Origin of the sequence: Proteiniborus sp. MB09-C3, from assembly GCF_030263895.1 — a bacterium.
Lineage (GTDB): Bacteria > Bacillota > Clostridia > Tissierellales > Proteiniboraceae > Proteiniborus.
In genome coordinates, this window is sequence record NZ_CP127161.1 from 2,891,779 (window position 1) to 2,913,896 (window position 22,118).

General features: G+C 32.1%; 20 protein-coding genes. 4 read left to right on the forward strand and 16 right to left on the reverse strand.

Annotated features, from left to right (window positions below; genetic code table 11):
- Positions 1 to 14: 14 nt before the first annotated feature.
- The 3 genes from QO263_RS14170 to QO263_RS14180 are packed head-to-tail and all read right to left on the reverse strand — an operon-like array spanning position 15 to position 2,820.
- Positions 15 to 839, reverse strand: coding sequence for a carbohydrate ABC transporter permease (locus QO263_RS14170; protein WP_285622789.1), 825 nt, complete (start codon positions 837 to 839; stop codon positions 15 to 17).
- 23 nt (positions 840 to 862) lie between these two features.
- Positions 863 to 1,768, reverse strand: a complete 906-nt coding sequence (locus QO263_RS14175; RefSeq protein WP_352168855.1) for a carbohydrate ABC transporter permease — start codon at positions 1,766 to 1,768, stop codon at positions 863 to 865.
- A gap of 11 nt (positions 1,769 to 1,779) precedes the next feature.
- Positions 1,780 to 2,820, reverse strand: a complete 1,041-nt coding sequence (locus QO263_RS14180; protein ID WP_285622792.1) for an ABC transporter ATP-binding protein — start codon at positions 2,818 to 2,820, stop codon at positions 1,780 to 1,782.
- 305 nt (positions 2,821 to 3,125) lie between these two features.
- Here QO263_RS14180 and QO263_RS14185 point away from each other — a divergent pair, with 305 nt between their 5' ends.
- On the forward strand, positions 3,126 to 3,296 hold the full coding sequence (locus tag QO263_RS14185) for a hypothetical protein (protein ID WP_285622795.1): 171 nt from the start codon (positions 3,126 to 3,128) through the stop codon (positions 3,294 to 3,296).
- A 110-nt stretch (positions 3,297 to 3,406) separates the two neighbouring features.
- Here the strand turns inward: QO263_RS14185 and QO263_RS14190 are convergent, their stop codons facing one another.
- From QO263_RS14190 to QO263_RS14200, 3 genes are read right to left on the reverse strand one after another with little or no spacing between them, the layout of a single operon-like run.
- The gene (locus tag QO263_RS14190) at positions 3,407 to 4,573 is read right to left on the reverse strand and encodes a class I SAM-dependent methyltransferase (RefSeq protein ID WP_285622798.1); all 1,167 of its coding nucleotides are present in this window, start codon (positions 4,571 to 4,573) and stop codon (positions 3,407 to 3,409) included.
- 12 nt (positions 4,574 to 4,585) lie between these two features.
- Positions 4,586 to 4,912: a DUF1294 domain-containing protein gene (locus tag QO263_RS14195; protein ID WP_285622799.1), complete on the reverse strand. Its 327-nt coding sequence runs from the start codon at positions 4,910 to 4,912 to the stop codon at positions 4,586 to 4,588.
- Positions 4,899 to 6,278 (reverse strand): CCA tRNA nucleotidyltransferase, encoded by a 1,380-nt coding sequence (locus tag QO263_RS14200; RefSeq protein WP_285622801.1) that lies wholly within the window; start codon positions 6,276 to 6,278, stop codon positions 4,899 to 4,901. Before QO263_RS14200 ends, QO263_RS14195 begins: the two co-directional genes overlap by 14 nt.
- Before the next feature lie 183 nt (positions 6,279 to 6,461).
- On the opposite strand from QO263_RS14200, the gene QO263_RS14205 reads away from it, so the two are divergent.
- Positions 6,462 to 8,480, forward strand: a complete 2,019-nt coding sequence (locus tag QO263_RS14205) for an LTA synthase family protein (protein WP_285622807.1) — start codon at positions 6,462 to 6,464, stop codon at positions 8,478 to 8,480.
- Positions 8,481 to 9,061: 581 nt separating this feature from the next.
- Positions 9,062 to 11,092, forward strand: a complete 2,031-nt coding sequence (locus QO263_RS14210; RefSeq protein WP_285622809.1) for a M28 family metallopeptidase — start codon at positions 9,062 to 9,064, stop codon at positions 11,090 to 11,092.
- A gap of 300 nt (positions 11,093 to 11,392) precedes the next feature.
- Here QO263_RS14210 and QO263_RS14215 read toward each other — a convergent pair whose 3' ends face one another.
- From QO263_RS14215 to QO263_RS14260, 10 genes are all read right to left on the reverse strand, one after another.
- A complete protein-coding gene (locus QO263_RS14215) occupies positions 11,393 to 12,157 on the reverse strand; it encodes an acyl-CoA dehydratase activase (RefSeq protein WP_285622812.1) in 765 nt (254 codons plus the stop codon).
- A gap of 82 nt (positions 12,158 to 12,239) precedes the next feature.
- Entirely contained in the window at positions 12,240 to 13,385 is a 1,146-nt protein-coding gene (locus QO263_RS14220; RefSeq protein ID WP_285622814.1) for a double-cubane-cluster-containing anaerobic reductase, read from the reverse strand.
- Between the two features lie 253 nt (positions 13,386 to 13,638).
- Positions 13,639 to 14,085 (reverse strand): type II 3-dehydroquinate dehydratase, encoded by a 447-nt coding sequence (aroQ, locus tag QO263_RS14225; protein ID WP_285622816.1) that lies wholly within the window; start codon positions 14,083 to 14,085, stop codon positions 13,639 to 13,641.
- Between the two features lie 115 nt (positions 14,086 to 14,200).
- The gene (locus QO263_RS14230; RefSeq protein WP_285622818.1) at positions 14,201 to 14,722 is read right to left on the reverse strand and encodes a shikimate kinase; all 522 of its coding nucleotides are present in this window, start codon (positions 14,720 to 14,722) and stop codon (positions 14,201 to 14,203) included.
- Positions 14,723 to 14,789: 67 nt separating this feature from the next.
- Positions 14,790 to 15,068 (reverse strand): chorismate mutase, encoded by a 279-nt coding sequence (locus QO263_RS14235; RefSeq protein ID WP_285622821.1) that lies wholly within the window; start codon positions 15,066 to 15,068, stop codon positions 14,790 to 14,792.
- Complete coding sequence (aroC, locus tag QO263_RS14240) at positions 15,061 to 16,158, reverse strand: chorismate synthase (protein WP_285622823.1); 1,098 nt, start codon at positions 16,156 to 16,158, stop codon at positions 15,061 to 15,063. Before aroC ends, QO263_RS14235 begins: the two co-directional genes overlap by 8 nt.
- Entirely contained in the window at positions 16,136 to 17,437 is a 1,302-nt protein-coding gene (aroA, locus tag QO263_RS14245) for a 3-phosphoshikimate 1-carboxyvinyltransferase (protein WP_285622825.1), read from the reverse strand. The genes aroC and aroA overlap by 23 nt, the downstream gene beginning before the upstream one ends.
- A 204-nt stretch (positions 17,438 to 17,641) precedes the next feature.
- Positions 17,642 to 18,709: a 3-dehydroquinate synthase gene (aroB, locus tag QO263_RS14250; protein ID WP_285622829.1), complete on the reverse strand. Its 1,068-nt coding sequence runs from the start codon at positions 18,707 to 18,709 to the stop codon at positions 17,642 to 17,644.
- Positions 18,710 to 18,741: 32 nt separating this feature from the next.
- On the reverse strand, positions 18,742 to 19,887 hold the full coding sequence (locus tag QO263_RS14255; RefSeq protein WP_285622832.1) for a DUF362 domain-containing protein: 1,146 nt from the start codon (positions 19,885 to 19,887) through the stop codon (positions 18,742 to 18,744).
- 75 nt (positions 19,888 to 19,962) lie between these two features.
- Complete coding sequence (locus tag QO263_RS14260) at positions 19,963 to 20,790, reverse strand: DegV family protein (RefSeq protein ID WP_285622835.1); 828 nt, start codon at positions 20,788 to 20,790, stop codon at positions 19,963 to 19,965.
- Positions 20,791 to 20,942: 152 nt separating this feature from the next.
- On the opposite strand from QO263_RS14260, the gene QO263_RS14265 reads away from it, so the two are divergent.
- A complete protein-coding gene (locus tag QO263_RS14265; protein WP_285622837.1) occupies positions 20,943 to 22,106 on the forward strand; it encodes a YibE/F family protein in 1,164 nt (387 codons plus the stop codon).
- Positions 22,107 to 22,118 lie beyond the last annotated feature (12 nt).

The following is a 22,118-nucleotide window of genomic DNA, read 5'->3' on the forward strand; positions in this document are numbered from 1 at the left end:
GTCATAAAGGTTTATTATCCTTTTATACCTGTCCGTGATACTCCTGCAACAATATGTTTCTGGAGAATTAAGTAAATAATAAATACTGGAATTATGTTCATCGTAGCAGCTGCCATCAAAATATTATAATCTGTTCCTGCCTCAGAGGAAAATGCAGATAAGGCTACAGGTAATGTTCGCATATGCTCTGAATTTGTAACTATTAAAGGCCACATAAATGAATTCCAGCTGCCTATAATTTTAAGTATAGCTAGAGTTATGAGGGCTGGTTTAGCCAAGGGAACCATTATTAGCCATAAAAATTTTATATCAGAGCATCCATCTATCTTGGCAGAATAATATAACTGCTCAGGTATTCCAAGAAAATATTGTCTGAGTAAAAATATTGCATATATACTTGCACACCAAGGAATTATTAATGCCTTATAAGAATCTATCCATCCAAGCTTACTAAGGGTTACAAAGTTTGGAATAATCAAAACCTCACTAGGCACCATCATAGTTGCTATTAGTATTGAAAACAATATGTCTCTGCCTTTAAACTTAATCCTAGAAAAGGCAAATGCAGCTAATATAGTTGTAATTAACTCACCAATGGTAACCATAGCAGCTACAAATATGCTATTTATAAAGTACCTTTTAAAAGGAGCAGATCTAAAAGCAATTTTATAGTTTTCCCACACTAGTTTTGATGGTATCCATTTTGGAGGCATTATCAATACCTCATTAGATGGCTTAAGGGATGTAGAAATCATCCATGCAAAAGGCAAAAGTATAAAGATTGCACCTATTAGTAAAAACAAATATATAATTGTTTTATGCAAAATTCTTTTTCTCATATCTTTTACTCCCTTAAAAGAACTCAATAATTGGTTTTCTTCTGTCCTACCCTGAGCTGAATTAAAGTAAACACTAAAATAATTATAAACAATACAAAGGCTGCCGCTGATGCTATTGAAAACTGCCAATACCTGTTAAACTTATTGAATATATAATATACAATAGTAAGTCCACTTTTAAGAGGGCCCGTTTGCTTATCATATAGAACAAATACTTCATCAAAAATCTTAAATGAACCAATTACTGAGGTTATTGATACAAAAAATAGTGTTGGAGAAAGTAACGGTACTGTTACAGAAGTAAATCTCCTCCATATAGATGCACCATCAATTTTAGCTGCTAGGTAATATCTTTCATCTATGTTCTGAAGTCCCGCTAAAAAGATAATTATTTTATATCCCATACCCTTCCAGACATTCAGTAAAACCAGCATTGGTATAGTCATCTTAGGGTTTGTCAGCCAGTTTATTTTTTCTACACCAAAAATCATAAGTATTGAGTTTACCATTCCAAATTCTTTGTTAAACATCCAGCGCCATACTATTGAAACAGCAACTGTAGATGTAATAAAGGGAATAAAATATACACTTCTAAAAAAATTCTTTAGCTTTATGTTTGAATTAAGGAGTAATGCAAATCCTAGAGATACGATTATGGATAATGGCACTGCCCCTAAGACAAATATAAATGTATTCTTAAGTGCTAGATAAAAGTCTGGGTCTGTTAATACATATTGAAAATTATCTAATCCCCTCCTATAGACTTCATCTGTAAGATAATCAAAGTCAGTATAAAAGCTCATTGCAAGAGATTTTACTATAGGATATATTTGAAATACTGTTATAATTAACAGTGCTGGAAGCAGATATATAAAAGCTTTAACTTCTTTTATATTTGAGATTTTTTGTATAATTGCTGGTTTTTTCATCTAACCACCTCTTAGAAAATATGCAGCTTCTTTATTCCTAAAGCTATACTGTCTCCGATTTTTAAATCTAGGTCCCAAGGAGTTACCATAACAAGCTCCCATTTTCCTACTTTTGTCTTTACATATATTTCTTTTCCAAGGGTTTGCAGACTTACTATGCTTCCAATAAAGGAATAAGCTTTTTCCGCTATGAATAAATCCTCTGGCCGTATACCTATAGTTACTTGCGCATTGCTTTTATTTAGATTTGATGTATATTTACCTATATCTAGTATCACATTTGCATCCTGTATTTGTACAGAATTGGTGTCATCTATATAATTTCCTTTTAACAGGTTTATAGGAGGATTTCCTAGAAATCTAGCAACAAACTCATTTGCAGGATTCATATACATTTCTTTAGGAGTAGCAAATTGTTGACACTCCCCATCCTTCATCAAAAGAATTTTATCCGATATACTCATTGCCTCTTCTTGATCATGAGTAACAAAAATTGTTGTAATCCCAACCTGTTTTTGAATTCGTCTTATTTCATCCCTAAGCTCAATCCTCAATCTGGCATCTAAGTTAGATAAGGGCTCGTCCAAAAGTAATATCTTAGGTTTTTTTACTAAAGCTCTTGCTATGGCTACCCTTTGCTGCTGTCCCCCTGATAATTGAGAGGGTTTACGATTTAACAGCTCATCTATATGCATCAGTTTTGCAATTTCCTTTGCTTGTACTTCTGCCTCTTTCTTGGGAACCTTTTTCATCTTTAATGGAAACATTATGTTCTTTAATACTGTCATATGAGGATATAGAGCATAGCTTTGAAATACCATTCCAATTTCTCTATCCTCTGCCTCTATGTCATTTACTTTTATGTTTCCAAAAAAAATATTCCCTGAGGACAATTTATGAAGCCCCGCTATTAAAAAAAGTGTTGTACTTTTACCGCAGCCACTAGGCCCTAATATTGAAACTAACTCACCATCATCAATAGTTATGCTAAGATTTTTTACTGCCCCTACTGTATCAAATTTCTTTGATAATTTTTCTAATCTTATTTCCAAGTTAACACCTCATTTTAAAAGGCAATTATAATTACAAAAAAACATTGCTAATCTTTAAAACAGTTAGCTACAATAGATAATTTTTTCACACTTTAGTTTATATTCACAACAAGTAACAGGTTAGCACTTTTATTGTTGAATTTGAAATTGAATATTTCTATATTATTGTACAAGTTTATAGATAATTAAAATACCTTCCTATTTTTTTACTTTGCAAAACAAGTTTTTATAGTTATGGAAGTTTGTTATAATGTACATGCTGATTATAATGTACGGATGAATTTGAGTACTTAAGGAGGGCATAAATGTTTGAAATAATTTTGATATTATTTGTGGCTGCTTATCTAGTATATACAATTGCATTTCAGATACCTAGGAGGCTTCAGAAGATGGAAAATAAAATGGATAGCTTAAGCATGCAATTAAAAGAGATTAATCTTAAATTAGTTGGTATTATTAACAAGAAAAACAAATAAGATTCTTAGCTATCGTTCAGTATAACACCAGCTGGGTCATTCTAAACTAAGCCAAGAATCTTAGGGTCATTGGTAATATTGAATTTTGATTTCATTTTCAAAACTATAATTTATAAGTTTAGATGTCTTTTTAGCTTCTCTCCCAATTCCTTTTCTATATAAAGTTCTTCTATACCCCAGAACTCTTTGAAGTCTAGATATTGTTTTACAGCATCTCTGTTTAAATTATCAGTTTTTATAGCTCTTATGAGTATATTTTTGGGAGTATGCTCCATATCTATAAATTCCATTAGTTGTACAGAGTAGCCTAATATCTCTAAAATATTTGCTCTAATACTGTCTGTTACTAAGGATGATAGCTTTTCTTTTATAATTCCGTGCCTTTCCATTGGAATCATTAAAGGATTATGAATAGTATCAAGGAGTTCATGCTGACAGCATGGTACTGAAAGTATTGCTTGAGCTTCCCAATTTACTGCCTTGACCAATGCAGCATCAGTGGCTGTGTCACAGGCGTGAAGCGTCACTACCATGTCTACATTATCATATCCTCTAAAATCCTTTATGTCACCATGTATAAATTTTAGCCTATTATAGTCAAGGTCTTTAGCTACTTCGTTGCAAAAATTGATAACATCGTGCTTTAAATCTAATCCTATTATATTTACATTTAAATTTAATATATTTATAAGATAATGGTATAAAGCAAAAGTCAAATATGATTTTCCACATCCAAAATCTACAATATTCAAGGTTTTATTCGTCTTTATCCTTGGCATGACATCTGCAACCATTTCTATAAATCTATTAATTTGCCTAAACTTGTCATACTTTTTTGAAAAAACCTTTCCATTTTCATTCATTACACCTAGTCTTATAAGAAAATCACAGGGTATACCATCTTCAATAATATAGGCCTTTTTTCTGTTATGGCTTAAGTCTACATTCTCTTTTGTTGGATTCTTTTTTAGTATTGTGGCTTTACCCTTTTTGCTAATTAGAATTTGATAATCTGCCTCTGTTGTAAAAAACATAGCCTGTCTAAAATATTCGTTTAATAATCTATTTATTTCTTGAATAGCTTCTAGTGATTCTAAATTTTTATGAATAACCTTTTTTTCATACTCAAAAGTAAATTGAAATTTCTTTTCTTCTCTTATTAACACTGGCTTAATACTAACCTTATTAAAATCAACTTCATTTTTCTTTTTCAAATTGCTCAGCACTGCATAAATAAGCTTTTCACCTTGTATTATATCTTGAATTGTATTTTCCATTGTGGTCACTCCTTAAGGCTTCATTGGCAAGTTGTTTAGATATACTGTTATTATTGTAGTCATTATTCTATTTAATATGTAAATGGCAGGGACACCAATATAGAACTTTTGCTTTTTAGTTTTATGATTAAAAAACACCATTCCAATTAATACTCCAATAGCTCCCCCAAGAAGAGCTAGTATGATTAGAGTAGCCTCTCTTACTCTCCAGTCTCCTTTTTTAGCTTTTGACTTATCTATTCCTATTACTATAAATGAGATAATACTAATTACAATTCTATATACTGCAAATCCAATCTCCATATCTGAAAAATTACTTAAAAAGCTAGTTACTGTCATTATCCTCACTCTCCTTTTGCTGAAAATCTATTTGCTGTATTTTCTGTTTGGCTAGTCCTGCCAATAATTCTTTTTTGTTCAACTCAGGGCTCTCTAATATAACCTCTAATAAGTAATTTAGTATATCTCCTATTTCTTTGCCCTGATTTATTCCTAAATTCATTATATCGTATCCATTAATATCTAAATCTCTTAAGGTTATAGGCTCTTTTTGATTGATTATTCTTGTGCATTCTTTTTTTAGGTTTTCAATATTTGTAAAGTCATGAGGTGGTGCTGAGCCTTTAATGTCTGCAATTTGGAGTCTAAAAAGTCTATCTAGATTATCTATACCAACCTTATTGATAAACTTTTTATAGCTTTTTTCTCTTAAAAAATCATACCTAGACATATGTTCATTAACTAAAAGCCTTACACTGTCTATGGTTTTATTATCAAATTTAAGTCTAGTCAATATTTCCTCTGCTTTTTCAGCACTTATTTTATGATGCCCATAAAAATGTCCCTTACCATTTTCATCTACTGTAAAACATTGAGGCTTTCCTATATCATGGAGAAGTGCTGCAAGTCTTAGGGTTATATCCTTCTCCGTATTATCTAAAACCTCCATAATATGATTAAATACATCCTTATCATGGTTAGAATTGTTTTGTTCAAAGCCTATACATTCTATAAGCTCTGGCACTATATACTCCATCAGTTTAAGTGAAACTAACCTTCGTATCCCTTCTGATGGTTTTTCTGTCATAATTATCTTTAAAAATTCTTCTCTAATTCTCTCATTACTTATATTTTTAAGAAGCTCTCTATTATTTGTCATTGCTAATGCAGTACCTGCTTCAATATCAAAGCCTAGCTGCGCGGAAAATCTAACACCTCTTATAATCCTTAATGCATCTTCGTTAAATCGTTCATTAGGATTGCCTACAGTCCTTATTATTTTTTCATCTAAATCTCTTTGTCCATTAAAACAATCAATTAATCCAACAAGTTCATTGTAGGCAAGAGCATTGATTGTAAAATCTCTTCTCTTTAAATCTTCATATATATCCTTGGTAAATTCTACTTCTCTAGGCCTTCTATTATCAATATAATCTTTATCCGTTCTAAAGGTTGTAATCTCAAAGTTTTTATTATTCACTACTACAGTTATGGTGCCATGCTTCAATCCTGTGGGTATTGTACTATATTCTTTAAATATTTCTTGTATATCCTCAGGTTTTGCATCTGTACATATATCCCAATCAGATGGCTCTTTACCTAGCAGGATATCTCTTACACATCCCCCAACTATATATCTAGAATATCCGCTGCTTCTCAGTTCTTTAAATATGATGTCTACTTCTTTTGGATATGTTATTCTCATGTCTTTCTTCAACTCCCAACAGCTTTTCTATTCTTCATTTTATACTATTTGATTTTTATGTCAAACAAAAAACTAAAGATATATAAATGCAAACTAGATTCAACTTTTATATTTCTTTTTCTAATTATTTTATTTACTGTATCATATTATACTACTATAATGTAACTGAGGGGGATTGTGGAAATGATTAGAATAAATAAAGATAGGCATCTATTATTTTATTATATATTATCATTATTTTTCATGGAATTCATATTGAGAATATCGATAGTAAAAAACTTTTTTTCTTCTGGGCTAATATTTACTTTATTATTTACTATTTCTATGGCAGCCCTGCTTTTTATTATATGCAGCTCATTTAGTGATAAAATTAATTACATATTATCTTCAGTATTTCTTGGAATTTTAGCGTTTATTTTTTCTTCACAATTGATATATTACAAATTTTTTAGAACCTTTTATACTGCTTATTCACTTGGAAATGGGTCCCAGGTTCTCGAATTCTGGAGAGACATTTTAATTCTCATATTCCGAAATGTTCTATGGATTATTCTATTTTTTGCTCCCGTTATATTAATTATAGTTTTAGGACAGAAATTGTTTTGTTTTAGAAAAATTGAAAAATCCTATAAATTCTCCTTGATGTATTTTACCATTTTCTTGCATATTATGAGCTTAGAAGCTATTTATATTAATGGAACTGATGAAAACTCTGCCTATGATTTATATTTTAACAGCAATTATCCTGTCCTTTCAGTAGAAAAGCTCGGACTAGTCACAACAGTGAGGCTTGATTTCCAAAGATTGATTTCAGGATGGTCTCCTTCTTTAAAAGCCTCAGCAACAGAACTAACGTATTCTTCTAGTGAGAAATCTGCTTGTCTCACATATGAAAAAGACCCTACTTTAGCTGAATTTCCCACTCCAATAGCTGAATCTGATAAAAAATTAGTCGGAGAAGAAAAAATTGAATACAATATTATAGATATAGACTTTGAACTTCTAATGTCAAAGGAAGAAAACAAAGCTATTAAAGATATGCATGAGTATTTTAAGAATGAGCAGCCTACAAAGAAAAACGAATATACAGGAAAATACAAAGGATATAATCTTATTCTGATTACAGCAGAAGGTTTCTCACATTATGCCGTAAATAAAGATGTAACTCCAACTCTATACAAACTAGTTAATGAAGGCTATAATTTCACCAACTTCTATAATCCCATATGGGGAGTAAGCACCTCCGATGGTGAATATGTGGCATGCACTGGACTCATTCCTAAAAGTGGTGTGTGGAGCTTTTATCATTCAGGGAAAAATCATATGCCATTTGTAATGGGAAATCAGTTGAAAAAGCTTGACTATAAGACAGTTGCTTATCATAATCATACATATACTTATTATAAAAGGGATGTTTCTCACCCTAATATGGGCTATGATTATAAAGGAGTAGGAAATGGTCTTGACGTGAAAAAAACATGGCCTGAATCTGACCTTGAAATGATGGAAAAAACTATACCTGAATATATTAGCAATCAGCCCTTTCATGCCTATTACATGACTGTAAGCGGTCATATGCAATACAACTTTTTCGGAAATTATATTTCTTCAAAAAATAAGGAGTACGTAAAAGACTTGCCTTATTTTGAAGAAGGCAAGGCATATATTGCAGCTCAGATAGAGCTTGATAGAGCTCTAGAATATTTACTGAGTCAGCTTGAAGAGGCTGGTATTGCAGATAAGACTCTCATTGTCTTGAGTGCAGATCATTATCCATATGGCCTTAAGGACGATGAAATAGATAATCTTGCAGGCCATGAAGTCGAAAAAAATTTTGAATTATATAAGAGTGCCTTTATTCTATATACAAAGGGTATGAAACCTGTTATTATAGATAGGCCTTGCTCAAGTCTTGATATTATCCCAACTATTTCTAATTTATTGGGACTTGAATATGATTCAAGACTCCTTATGGGAAAGGATATTTTCTCTGATTCAGAGCCTTTAGTTATTTTCTCAAATAGAAGCTTTATTACTGACAAGGGGAATTATAATTCTCTGACAAAAGAATTTACTCCAGTTGATGGCATAGAAATTGAAGAAGGATATGTGAAAAGTATTTCTTCTATAGTAAGAAACAAGTTTTATTACTCTGCTAAAATACTTGAAACTGATTATTATGGAAAGGTGTTTGAAAAATAAGACGAAGGAGATGCTGCAAAACTAGTTAATCTAGTCTAGCAGCATCTCTTCTTTCATATCTTTTGGCATCACTTGCTTCAAAGATAACAGGATTTTTTAGTATTCTATGACAGATTTGTTTTCATTTTAATCGAGCACATGGAGTTGATCTACCAAACGTTTTTTAGTCTTACTTACACCACAAGGGCATCTTTGTTCTGTGCATATGTACTCCTTGTATATAGTACAACTTGAATAAACAATTTCATCATATGCATCTTTTAATGCGTGCCAGTGAGTGGAAACTTCAATATCTGTCCAGCTTTGACCATCTACATAAACATGTTGCTTTCCAGTAAAATCACAGGGCACATAGTTAGGTGTAATAATACCATTTAGATAGTCATCTTCATTAGCATAAGAAACTGAAAATACTGTAAAAATAAGTACTAAAGTAATAAAAGACTTAACATTCTCTTTTTCATACAGAATAACCCATTTCCTATGCTGTATGGCAAATATGTCATTATATTAAATAATATACAAATTTATGTTATAATTATCTTGTCTACAAATTCCTATATAACAAGGAGGGATACTAAATGAAGTATAAAAGGTTTATCCTTGCATGTCTGGTTATAATGTTACAAACATCTTGTACTGCTAATAAGACAATAGACAGCCTTAACTCAAATATTCAGGATACTGTATCTATTCTTGCATCTAAAAATCTAGGTGGAAGATTAACTGGAACTCTGGGAAATGAAATGGCCCAAGAGCTTATTGTCAATGCATTTATGGATATAGGATTGAAGCCCTACATAGAAGAAAGTTATCTTCATGAATACAAGCATATATACTTGCCACCAGAAAAGCAAAAACATATCCTGAAAATTGAATTTTCAAAAGATAATATAAAAGAACTGGCTTATGGTATAGATTTCTTAGAACAAAAGAATATATCTAGTATAGATATAAACTATCCAATAGTATTTGATTTATATGATAAAAATATAAATGAATCCATTTTAATTATAGACGACTTGGATAGATTATCAGAATACTATAAAAATGAAAATAAGAATATTGAGCCTAAAGCTATTTTGGTCAAAGCACAAATCTTTAAGAAGTACTTGAGCATGCAAGAAAAGGGAATTCCTGTTATCCAAGTCACTCCACAAGTCTATGATGAGTTTTTAAGTAATCCTAGAGCTATAGTACGTATATTTCAAGAAACTGATATTCAAGAAATCCAAGCTCATAATGTTATAGGAAAAATAGAAGGACATAATAATGAAAAAGCAATTATTCTCTCAGCTCACTTCGACCATGTTGGCAAATTATCTGATGATGAAATTTTCTTTGGAGCTATTGATAATGCTTCGGGGATGTCTGCTCTTATGGAACTGGCGAAAAAACTGCAATTATACTATAATGAAAACAAGCCTAGCTACGATATATTATTCTGTGCTTTTAACGGCGAAGAATCTAATCTACAGGGAAGCAGAGCATTTGTTAAAGAAACTCAGGAAATATATTCTCAAATTATAAATATTAATATAGATTCTATCGGAATAAAAGGCGATGATATTTTAGCCATAGCTGGTGACGAAGAGGTAAGTGGTCCATTAATAACCGAGTTGTTGAATTTCTTTGAACAAAATCAGCTTAACTCAGTGATTGAAGGCACTGACTTAATATCTGATCATATATCATTTTCACAATCTCAAATTCCTTCTGTAAACTTAGGTAATTTAAATATTGACAACATACACACTACTAGGGATACTGTATCAGGGGTAGATATTAAGTACATTGCACAGTTAACAGATGTCCTTTATGATTTCATAATAGCTAAAGAAACAAGTATTTTTTCTACAGAGGGATTATTCCAATACTCAATAACTAAAAATGAAGAAATTGAATCAGAAGACAATAATATTATGATTGCATACTCAAAAGCAAAAAAAGACATGCCCTTTGGTAGTTATAAAATCATTATTCTAGAAGATAAACCACTTACAGTAATCAACACAATTGGTAGTTTCAGCGATTTGCAATCAATTAAAGACTTTTATGCAGATTTAGAACTACCAGAAAGATACAACGGATATGATTTTTTAAAAGTAAATATAATAGATAGTACAATAGCAATAGTAAACGATGGTTTTATTAAGATTGGTAACTTATTATTAGATAAAGATTCATATGAGATTGGAAAAGAATATAAATTGAATATGGATAAAGAAAATATATCTCGTATAGATATTTTATATGAGAAAAATGGTACAGCAGATAACAATGCTTTTAGAATAACAGTTATTCGTAGCTCACAATTTAAAAGTGAATTTGAAAGCGAATTTGAAACTAAAACTATTATACTGGGAAATCAAGAATATACTTTAGAGTATGACAAAAATACAAAAATAATTTGTGGTATAAGAACTGAAAAAGAAGTTAGTGGAAATATCTATAATATATCATTATTAAAGGGAGCTATTATTACAGTAGACATTGATAATATTACGAATAAAATATTAAAATCTACTTTTAATATTGAAGAAATTGAAAGCATTGAGGATTTTATACAATCTATAGATATTGATTATTTCATTAATACTATATGGGGGTAATTATATATAGATTGATATACTTATCTCCTCAAAATCTCTAAGATAAAATGGAGTGTCGCAAAACCACTGAATCAGTTAGCGAAGCTCCTTTTTTGGTAAATAAAAAAAATCAACCGTCATACTTGACTGATAATCTATATGTCAGTTCAATTGGTTGATTTAAAGCATATATTAATAAATCCATGAGTTTAATGATTAAATAATTTCATTTTTTACACTGCTTTTGCCACGGGTCAAAAACCTGTTAAATTAAGGAAGTTATATCATTTCTATATTGGAAGATCCAATTAATCGAAGTATCTAATCTCTATAACCAATTACTGCTGCACCAATGGCTCCTAGATATTGTGACAGCTCTGATGAAAAAACTTCTACTCCTAATTTTTTGCTTAAGAATTCTCTTAGTAAATAGTTTTTTGATACACCACCAGAGAAGAAAACTTTATTTTGAACTCCTACCTTGCTTACAAGAGTATAGGTTTTACTGCATACGGATTGTAGCAATCCTGCTGCTATGCCTTCCTTTGATGCTCCGCTTGCCATTAGGCTTATTACTTCTGATTCTGCAAATACAGTACACATACTGCTTATGGTTTCAGGGGTTGCGCCTTCTCCAATTTGTGATAATTCACTTACATCTATTTCTAGTGCATGAGCCATTACCTGTAAAAAGCGTCCAGTTCCAGCAGCACATTTGTCGTTCATCAAAAAGTCGATGATATTGCCTTTTTCATCTAGCTTTATTACCTTGCTATCTTGACCGCCGATATCAATAACGGTCCTTATATTTGAATCTATAAAGTGGGCACCCTTTCCATGGCAAGTTATTTCAGTTACCTTTCTATCTATAAATGACAGTGCAACTCTACCATAACCAGTTCCAACTATGGACTTAATTTCATTTTTATCTACTCTTGCCATTGATGTTACCATTTCAAATAGCTTTTCTCCTGATTCCTTCGGACTCCAGCCCGTAGGTATTATTTCCTTAGCAACTATTTCATGACCATCAAATACTACAGCTTTAGCAGCTACAGAGCCTACATCAATTCCAACACTGTACATTTAACCCCTCCTTCTAAAGCAATTGCTATGACATTCAAATTGTATCTTACAACTTGAAAAAGAGCCACAAGGCTCTCTTTCACTATTTTATTCCTTCTAAAAATGCCTCTACCCTTACCTTTATTTGTCCAACATCAGAATCAGAATAATCCGTTTCTATTTGAAGGAAAGGAAGATTTAGTACATCTTTTGCAAAGTTTTTAACTGTAAAGGATTCAATATTATATGTGTGACATGCCTGCCATGTTAAGTCTACTATACCATCTACTTCATATTCTTTGGCAAGTCTTTCAATTAAATCAAGTCTGCCATTATTGTTTGTCATACATGAACATGGAGTAGATAGATATTTTTCTGCTAAAGCTGTAATAGGATCCTTATCTTCATCAACAAGTACATCTAAACCTTTGTATCCAGTACAATTCTCTAAAGCAACAACGCTGGCTCCTGATTCCTCAAGTATTCTAAGTACCTTTTCTGAGCCGCTTCCTATAGGACATCCTGTCAATAAAATACGAGGTGCATTTTCATCAAAGGCATAAATTCCTTTTTCTACTCTTTCCTCAACTTCTTTAGTTAATCTTTCTATTAATTCAATTCCCGCTTCCTTGTCAACATTAAAGCCTTTTAGCCATTGAGCTAGCATCATATCCATTCCTGATAAAGGTGCTGGTTTATGAGCATTTAGTTGATGAAGTCGTTTCATTGCTTTTCTTTCTCTATTCAATAATTTAATTGCAGCCCTTAACTTATCATCTGTAATCTCTACTCCAAATTGTTTTTCTAAAAACTCCTTAAAATAGATCATTTCTTTTTTCCATAGCTCTAGAGAATTTTCAGCATTAGCAGTTTGAGGAAGATTCATGATGTGCATTGGCTTTAGCTTTGACATCAGCTCATACATTTTTTTCTTTCCATCGCAGGTTGTCTCTGCTAATAGCACATCTGAGAAGTAAAAATATGGACACTTATCAGTAATAGCAAATCCATAGCTTGATTTGATAAGCGGACATAAGTTTCTTGGAAGTTCTTTCTCAGCTTCTTCTATTGGTGCTTGTATTGTACCACAAAGGCTGACAGTAATCGCATCTGCTGCCATTGCGATTTCTTGTGGTGAAAATACACAGTACATTCCTACTACTTTTTTGCCTGCTTCACTAGCCTCTTTAATTTTTACTGAGTTGACTCCTCTTAGCCCCTCTACCTCTGCCATTATTTCTGGTCTCATTGAAATTGCCCCCTTTATTTTAGGTTGTTTTTATATTGTCAATAATTGCTTAATGTCTTATTTTACAAGTACATAAATAGTTTAGCAGATAGGTAATCTATTAACAATTGAATAGGAAGCATATGACTATTGAAATTTTCCATAGAATGTAGCTCTCATATAGATAATTCTTATTGCTTTTATAGGCATATAAAAAAACATTGAGTTTAAAGCACTAAAATTACTAAAACCCAATGTCTTTGTTATAAAAAAATTATAATTTGTCTAGATTTTCTAAATAGTTTTTCATCCCTATCATCGCCATAGTATATCCATATATTCCAAAACCGCTGATTTGTCCTATACATGCAGGAGCTATTACAGATTTTCTTCTGTACTCTTCCCTATTATATATATTGCTTATATGCACTTCAATAGTAGGTATATTCACTGCTTTTATGGCATCATATATGGCTATACTATAATGAGTGTATGCACCAGGATTTATTATTACACCATCATAAGTCCTTAAGGCATTTTGGATGTAATTAATTATCTCACCTTCTATATTACTTTGAATTATATCTATATCTAGGGAAAGTTCCTTTGCATTTTCTTTCAGTTTTTCACAAAGCATTTCGTAGGAAGTATTTCCATATATGCCTTTTTCTCTAATTCCTAATAGATTTATATTAGGTCCATTCACAATAAGAATCTTCAAGGTATCATCTCCATTGCTTTAATTTTATCCTACACACACCAATCAATAGTAAAATAACAAATAGGAGGTTTCCAGCAAAACAGTGTATTACAAGATATAATAACATGGTTTAACCTTACCTGCTCAATCTGCTGTGATAATCAATTATTAAGATAATATCATTGACAGCACAATCTATGGTCTTATCATTCATTAATTCATAATCACAGTATTTTTTATATAATTCTATTCTCTCATCATAAAGCCTGTACAAGTTCTCCTTCTTATCTTTCAGTAGAGGTCTTTCTTCTGTATTTATGTCCTCAGCTATATTTTCTAAAGGCCTATTAATAAAAATAATTATCCCATTATTTTTCAGCGCTTCGATATTTTCAATTCTTTTTACAACTCCTCCCCCTGTTGCCATTACTATATGTGATTTTAAAGACAATTCCTTTATGGATTCAGTCTCTAATTGTCTAAAATAATCCTCTCCATTTTGAAAGATTCTTGAAATACTTTTACCAGTAATTTTTTCTATGTAATTATCACTATCGTAAAAGTCAACTCCAAGTCTCTGAGCTAACATCTTTCCTATGGTTGTTTTGCCGCAGCCAGGCATTCCTATTAAGGATATATTTTTTTCAAAACTATTCAATCTTTTTCCTCCCAGTTTCTATATGGTGAATTTTTGAGGTTCATATCATCTATAATATCTATTAATTTTATTTGCCATCATCTATTTCTTTTTTCTGTATATCCTTACTTATCTTAAAAATCATTTTATAAAATATCTCTAGCTCGTTACTTAAGCTTTTGTCATCTAGTTTTTCAACATTCTTCTTGATTATTTCATTTTCTCTTGATTCATCATATATGGGCATATTGTTATCCTTTTTATATTCTGCAACTCTCTTTGCAATTTTCATTCTCTTTTCAAAAAGCACTATGAGCTCATTATCTATTTCATCTATTTCTTGCCTGAACTTTTTTAAATCATTCATTGAATTTTCCTCCCTGTTCCATTAACAAGTCTAATACAGCTAATGCAGATACAGCTTCTACTACAGGTACTGCTCTAGGTACTATGCATGGATCATGCCTGCCTTCTATTTCTATTTCAGTATCTGTCATATGCTTTATGTCTACTGTTTTTTGCTTAAGGCTTATAGATGGGGTTGGTTTTATTGCAGCTCTAAATATAACAGGCATTCCGTTGGTTATGCCTCCTAAAATACCACCATTGTTATTTGAATAAGTCTTTACTTCACTACCTTTAATATAATATTCATCATTAGCCTGAGAACCCTTTAACCTTGCAATTTCAAATCCTCTTCCAAACTCTATGCCTTTAGTACCTGGAATTGAAAACAACAAATGGGATAGCTTACTTTCTACTGAATCAAAAAATGGTTCTCCTAATCCAGCTTGTAGGTTCAAAATTGCTGTCTCAATAGTTCCACCTATAGAATCCCCCTCCAATTTAACTTTTTCAATTAATTCTATCATTTCCTCTCCCTTTTCATCATTTACTATAGGGAAATCTTTTTTACTTAATTGATTCAAGGTTTTAGCATCGACCTTTACTAAGTCAAAGAAGTCATCCTGTATATGGCCTATGCTTGAGATGTGGCTTCCAATGACTATATTACTTTGCATTAGAATTTGTTTTGCAATAGCACCTGCAAAAACTAAGGGAGCTGTTAGCCTGCCAGAAAAGTGTCCTCCTCCTCTATAATCATTAAAGCCCTTATATTTTATATAACCAGTATAATCAGCATGTCCTGGACGTAATAGTTCTTTTGTTTTGTCATAGTCTTGAGATCTATTATCTTTATTACGGATAATAGCACATAAAGGCGTTCCAGTAGTTTTATTATTAAAATATCCACTTATTATTTGAGCAGAATCTGCTTCCTTTCTTTGAGATGATATTTTATTTCTCCCTGGTGCTCTTCTTTTCATTTCCTTATCAATTAACTCAAAGTCTATCTCTAATCCAGCTGGCAATCCATTAATTACTACTCCAATTCCCTCTCCATGGGATTCTCCAAAAATTGACAGCCTTAATTTATTTCCCCATATTCCACTCATCTATAACACCACCTAATCTTACAAAGTCCTGCCAAAATTCTGGATATGATTTATTTACTGCATTGCTATTTTTAATTATTAGAGGTTCTCTGCATTTAGTAGAGGCCACTGCTAAAGCCATAGCAATCCTATGATCATTCCAGCTGTCTACTACTCCTCCATTTAATGTATCCACTCCATTTATATTAAGTCCATCCTCAGTTTCTACTATATCAGCACCTATTTTATTTAACTCACTTGCTATTGCCTTTAGCCTATCTGATTCCTTTATCCTCACTCTTTGTGCATTGACTATTTTGGTTTTTCCTTTACTTAAGGCTCCAAGAACAGCTAAGATTGGCACTAAGTCTGGACACTGGGAAGCATCTATTACTATTCCCTTAATCTGTGAATCAATTGCTCTTATGTGCTCATCCGTATATATGATATTAGCACCCATTGCAGCTGCTATATTTAATATTTCCTTATCTCCTTGAAGGGAGTTTTGATTTAAGTTATTTATGGCAATATCGCCATTTAATGTCCCCGCGGCCATCCAAAATGCTGCTTGAGAAAAATCTCCTTCTACTTTATAATCTGATGGGGCATAGTTCTGATTTCCTGGGACATAAAATCTACTATAATTATCATTCTGTATATTGATAGAGAATCTATGCAGCATATCTAAGGTTAAGTCAATATATCCCTTGGACTCTAGTCTCGTTGTTATCTCTATTGTGGAATTCCCTGACAACAGGGGCAATACAAACATAAGTCCTGTAATGAATTGGGAGCTTATATTGCCTTCTAGTTCAAATCTTTTAGGTTTAAGTGTTCCTTCTATACTAAGAGGAAGCCTGCCATTATCGTTTGAATATTTAATTCCTTGATCATCAAATATTTTATAATATGAAGTCAGTGGTCTTTCTACAAGCTTTCCTTTACCAGTAAATATGATTTTTTCTCCTAATAGACATGCAATTGGTATTAAAAACCTGAGAGTAGAACCTGATTCACTACAATCAATTATTTCTTTTAGCTTTTCTATATAGCCCTTACCTTCTATAGTTATTCTATTTCTATTAGTTTCCTTATTGGTGTCTATATCTACTACCTTCATACCAAAAGCCTTCATTCCTTCTAAAGTAGCTAGTATATCCTCCGAAAAAATTATGTTTTCTATATGGCTAGTTCCCTTCGCTAATGCTGCACATATAATTGCTCTATGGCTTAGACTCTTCGACGGCGGGATATTAATACTACCTTTTAGCGGTGAAGGTGTTATCTTAATACAATTCATATATCGAGTCCTCCTTTATACAGTTCTCAGTTAAATACGAGATTCTTCGACTGCATACCAGATAACTTTTTTTGTCATCCTGAACGTAGTGAAGTATCTCGTTTTCAATTCTCAGCTTAGGATTTCTTCATGGGTAGATCCTTCATGAGTAAGGCTTATTCTGTCCGTCTCAGGATGACAGTTTTGGCACAGTCTAACAGTAATTTACGAAAATAGATACTGAGCCACTTTTTCTTTTTCTATCTTTTTTATGAAGCTTTCTCCGATTTCATTGATTAAAACTAAATTTATAGATTCACTTTCGCTTTTCTTATCTAAATTTATTGCCTCTAAAAGTATATTGAAGTCTATTTTAGGTAGCTCAAAAGGCAGTTTAAATTTAACTAAAAGCTCTTTTATCGAATCTGAGGTGCCTTCTTTCGTTATACCCATAGATTCACTTTTTCGAACAATACAGTACATCCCTATAGCCACTGCCTCTCCATGAGTGTATCCTTCATAATTAAAGGCTTTTTCAATGGCATGGCCTATGGTATGCCCAAAGTTTAGGAGCATCCTCTCTCCTGCTTCCTTTTCGTCTTTTTCTACTATTCCTTTTTTTATATTACAGCAGCTATATATAATTTCATTAATTATTGTGAATAAATCTAACTCCGTATTAATTTCTCTAAGCCTATTAAATAGCTCCTTATCTTTTATGCATGAATATTTTATAACCTCTGCCATTCCATCATGCAAAAATCTTTCAGGTAAGGTTTTTAATAAATCTGGATCTATGTATACTGCCTCAGGATGATAAAAATTGCCTACCAAATTTTTGCCTCTTGATAGATTTACAGCTACTTTACCTCCAATACTGCTATCTATCTGCGCTAATAGGGATGTAGGGATTTGTATATATCTAATACCTCTGAGGAAGGTAGCAGCTGCAAAGCCTGCTAAATCACCTACAACTCCTCCCCCAAAGGCTATTATCATGTCTTTTCTAGTCATTCCAGCATCTAACAGCTGGTTATAGACATCAGTTAGCACATCCAAGGATTTACTATTCTCTCCTGCTTCTACAGAAATAGTATTCACTTCAAATCCATAAGATTTGAGATTCTCTGACAATGCCTCGCCATATATTCTCTGTACATTATGGTCTGTTATTATGATAATTCTTTTATTGTTAAAAACTTTCTTTATTTCATTTCCTATATCATTAATGATACCTCTTTTTATTAATATAGGATAACTTTTTTGGGGTAATTTGACTTCGAGTTTATACAAAATTATATATCACTCCTATTTATTGCAATAATTTATAGCTTTGACAACAGCTTCATCAATGCAGGTCTGTGTATATGGATTGCTTTCTCAGGACAAAGCTCCTGACAGCAAAAACATCTTATACAGCCCCCTAAATTTACAACTGGCTTTTTATTAACCATTTCAATAACCTTTGCGGGACAGTTATTTGCGCAATCTCTACAGCCTATACAATCCTTATGATGAAAAACTGGTTTAGGCTGCAATAGCCTATTAGACAAAGTTCTTATAAGAGAAGGCTTATTATCTTTAATGAAATGAACACTTCTTATGGTTGGTGCCTTAAAATCATTTACTTTAAACCCTTCTATGCTATCACCAATGAGTTCAATGTCATCTAAGCTTCCCTTGATTATTTTCCTTTCTACAGCTCTTAAAATAGTGGGAACCTTTAATGGGTCTATATTTACTATTGTAGTAGCTACAACATCTAGATGACAAGGTGATGGAGAAGCTAATACTACACCTATTTCCTTTGGCTCTCCTGCAGAAGGTCCTGCTCCCTCCATGCCTACTATTCCGTCCATAAAAGACAGTACCGGATTAGCGTACAAGCAAATATCTAATAGTGCCTCTGAAAAATCTTCTATATGAGGCATTTTAAAATGGTATTCTGCCTTATGCAGTCCAGGAATAATACCGAACATATTTTTTACTGCCCCTGTAAATAGCATCATACCGTGAGTTTTAAGCTTAGATACTGATATAATCTTATCAACATTTGTTACCATTTCCGCTACTTCCATAGTTTTTAATATCTTACCCTTTTCATTTTTCACTTCTACAGAATTTGTGTTGTAGTTTAGTTCTGCTCCTATTTCATTTGCAATTTTATCTATTCCACAATATTTATATATTCCTTTTAGAATTCTCTCATTAAAAGGACCTCCAGGGCTATCACCTATAACTACATTTGCACCGTATTCTATTAATATCTCAGCTAATGCCTTGACAAACATGGGATGAGTTGTAGTGGCTTCCTCTGGTTTCTTTTTCATCAGTAAATTTAGCTTTAAAAGTACAGTTTCTCCTTTATTAATATATTTCTCTATTCCTCCAAGATTATTAAAGCTTTTATTAATAGATTCCCTTACCTTATCATAATCATAACTCCTGCATTCAGTTAGTGATACCAGCATAGCAAAACCTCCTCTAAATATGAGAATACCATACAAGTATAAAAAAATCACTATATTATATAGTGATTTTTCTCTCTACCAGCTTGAACATAATCCTATGGCCTTTGGCCCAATATGTGAGCCTATTACAGGGCCAAGCTCATCTATTGTAATTATTGCATTTGAGAATCTCTTTTCTAGTTCAATTTTATATTGCTGTGCTTCACTTATATTCTGAACATGAGCTATGGATATTCTCTTTACATTTTCAGGAACCATAGAAATGATAGCTTCCATAGCCTTCTTTTTTCCTCTTTCCTTTCCTACAGGAACTAGCCTGCCATCAACTAGCCCGATTACAGGTTTAATATTGAGTAAAGTTCCGAGAAAGGCCGTTGTATTAGATAATCTTCCTCCACGCTTTAAATACTCTAATGTATCTACAGTCAGATTGATGTTCATGTTTTCTCTCTGTTTTATTATTTCTCTTTCTATTTCCTTCCCTGATAATCCTTGTTCTGATAATTGAACAGCAATTTCAACAAGTAATTTTAGATTTCCAGCAGACGTCTTTGAATCTATTACAGTTATTTTGTCTGAAGCTACTATATCAGCTGCTAATCTAGCGCTATTATATGTTCCACTTAGCTCAGAGGAAATAACTATAGTGACTATTTCTTCTCCTAGCTCAAGTGCTTTTTTATATGCTTCAACAAAGTCTCCTACTGCTGGTTGAGATGTTGTTGGAAATTCATTTGTATTCTCTAGCTTATCAAAAAAATCCTTAAATTCACCTGCAAACCCCTCCTTATTTACACTACCACAAAAATGTACTGAAAGAGGTACTATATTAATATTTTTTTCATTAGAATCTTCTTTTTTAAAATATGCTGTACTGTCTGTTACAATCTGAATTTTTCTCATATATATCCTCACTCCTATTATAGTATATGTTAATAGTACCAGATACTAGAACCTGATTCAAGTTGTATTTATGAACAATATAGTAAACAAGAAAATGTATTTTTCTATTCATTATGATATAATGTAAAAAAACTGATTAAGGAGGAATTTTGTTGAAAAGAATCTCTTATATAATTGTAGCAATGCTTCTACTCTGCTCTTCTTTTAGTTTTGCCGAAGATGAATATGATAATTCAGAAGTTGGTTATTTCTATGCTAGAGGTAAGGTAATGGAAGTATTATCAGATTTACAGAATACTGATGAAAATAATACGGGCCAGCTTAACATCGACAAGCAGGTAATAAAGATTAGAGTTACTAGTGGAAAATATAAAAATGAGGAATATATTATTGAAAACCATGTTAGTGGAAATCCTGTCTTTGATATCATAGTTAAAGAAGGCGATAATGTAATATTAGACATAGAAGAAGATGAAAATGGTGTTCCAGAGATCTCAGTTGCTGATTTTGCTAGAGATAAATACTCTGCCTTACTTCTATTTGTTTTTATAGGATTACTGATACTGATAGGTAAAATGAAGGGAGTTAAATCTGTTATTTCACTAACTATAACTGGAGCAGTAGTGATGAAACTCATGCTTCCTATGATACTTAAGGGATTTAACCCAATATGGGTAGCTATTTTATCAGCTACTATAATCACCTCAGTAACCTTTATCATAATTGCTGGAATTAATATTAAGTCTTTTTCCGCTATTATAGGCACCATTGGTGGAGTTGTATCAGCAGGAATCTTAGCTTATATTGTTGGCTCTTTAGTCAAATTGACTGGATTAAGCAGCGAGGAAGCTAGTATGCTCATGTTTATTCCTCAACAGATTAATTTTGATTATAGAGGGCTCTTGTTTGCAGGTATAATAATCGGAACTCTAGGAGCAGTAATGGATATAGGCATGTCAATAGCCTCTGCTATGTATGAAATGAAAAACTTAAATCCTGAAATGCCTCCAAGTAAATTAATTGCCTCAGGGCTAAATATAGGAAGAGACGTTATGGGAACAATGTCTAATACTCTAATATTAGCTTATACAGGAAGTTCTGTGCCATTACTGCTACTTTTTATGGCCTATGATACGCCTCTAATTAAAATATTAAACTTAGATATGATAGCAACAGAAATTGTCAGAGCATTAGTAGGAAGCATTGGATTAATAGTGGCCATTCCTATAACTGCCATGGCTACAGGACTAATATTGAAATACGAACATATTTTCCCAAAATTCAAGAAACAAAGCAATGAAGAACAAAAAAATTAGGAGATAGAATCA